Source organism: Variovorax sp. LG9.2 (assembly GCF_035018885.1).
Taxonomy (GTDB): domain Bacteria; phylum Pseudomonadota; class Gammaproteobacteria; order Burkholderiales; family Burkholderiaceae_C; genus Variovorax.
In genome coordinates, this window is record NZ_JASJXB010000111.1 from 1 (window position 1) to 455 (window position 455).

1 protein-coding gene is annotated in these 455 nt (G+C 54.3%); it reads right to left on the bottom strand.

Annotated elements, in window-relative coordinates:
- Positions 1-109: transposase (locus QN413_RS27135; protein WP_323499648.1), on the bottom strand; the 109-nt coding region annotated here is incomplete at its 3' end.
- Positions 110-455: the final 346 nt, after the last annotated feature.

A 455-nucleotide genomic window follows, 5' to 3' on the forward strand; every position in this document is an offset into this window, starting at 1 on the left:
CCAGCCCCAAAGTGCGTGCCGCCGCCGCGATGCTCTGACCACCCTCGACCAGCCGCACCGCCTCCTGCTTGAATTCGAGCGTGTAGCGCGCTCTTGCCGTCTTCGTCATTTCCGTTCTCGTTGCTTGAATTGAAACACTCAGCAAGGGATGCGTTTTTCGGGGGCAAGGTCATTGTGTCCCGTAAATAACTGGCATTTGTCTTGCATGCTTCTGCACTATTTTTCTGACGGAGATAAGGCGATAAGGCGATAAGGCGATAAGGCGATAAGGCGATGAGGATGGGTAGACCCAAAACCGAACTTGTGTTGAGCGACGCTGAACGATCGCAGGAGCAATCGTTCGCGCGTACCGCTGCGCTCGCTTAGGTAGACGGTATCCTGAATCGCCCCGGTTTTTGAGGAGGCTCAACACTCTGAGAGGATTGAGCCATGAACAAGTCGAACAAGTTCTCACC